This is a genomic window from Burkholderia sp. MSMB2157WGS (genome assembly GCF_001532755.1).
Lineage (GTDB): Bacteria > Pseudomonadota > Gammaproteobacteria > Burkholderiales > Burkholderiaceae > Burkholderia.
Genome location: NZ_LPJG01000043.1, coordinates 1 through 719, shown reverse-complemented (window position 1 = coordinate 719; position 719 = coordinate 1). Strand labels below are relative to the sequence as shown.

Here is a 719-nt window from a genome sequence, read left to right as displayed (position 1 = left end):
GTCGTCACGGGCGCCGCGAGCGGCATCGGCAAGGAAATCGCGCTGGAGCTGGCCAAGGCAGGCGCGGCCGTCGCGATCGCCGACCTGAACCAGGACGGCGCGAACGCGGTCGCCGACGAGATCAACAAGGCAGGCGGCAAGGCGATCGGCGTCGCGATGGACGTGACCAGCGAGGAAGCCGTGAACACCGGCATCGACAAGGTGGCCGAAGCGTTCGGCTCGATCGACATCCTCGTGTCGAACGCCGGTATCCAGATCGTCAACCCGATCGAGAACTATTCGTTCTCCGACTGGAAGAAGATGCAGGCGATCCACGTGGACGGCGCGTTCCTGACGACGAAGGCCGCGCTCAAGCACATGTACAAGGACGATCGCGGCGGCGTCGTGATCTACATGGGCTCGGTGCACTCGCATGAAGCGTCGCCGCTGAAGTCGGCGTACGTGACGGCCAAGCACGGGCTGCTCGGCTTGGCGCGCGTGCTGGCGAAGGAAGGCGCGAAGCACAACGTGCGCTCGCACGTCGTGTGTCCGGGCTTCGTGCGCACGCCGCTGGTCGACAAGCAGATTCCGGAGCAGGCGAAGGAGCTCGGCATCAGCGAAGAGGAAGTGATCAAGAAGGTGATGCTCGGCAACACGGTCGACGGCGTGTTCACGACGGTGCAGGACGTCGCGCAGACGGTGCTGTTCCTGTCGGCATTCCCGAGCGCCGCGCTCACGGG

Annotated in this window: 1 protein-coding gene; it reads left to right on the top strand. The window is 65.4% G+C overall.

Going from position 1 to position 719, the window contains the following annotated elements; translation table 11 throughout:
• The coding region (locus WT53_RS26625) for a 3-hydroxybutyrate dehydrogenase (protein WP_060262302.1) at nt 1-719 on the top strand (719 nt) is incomplete at both ends.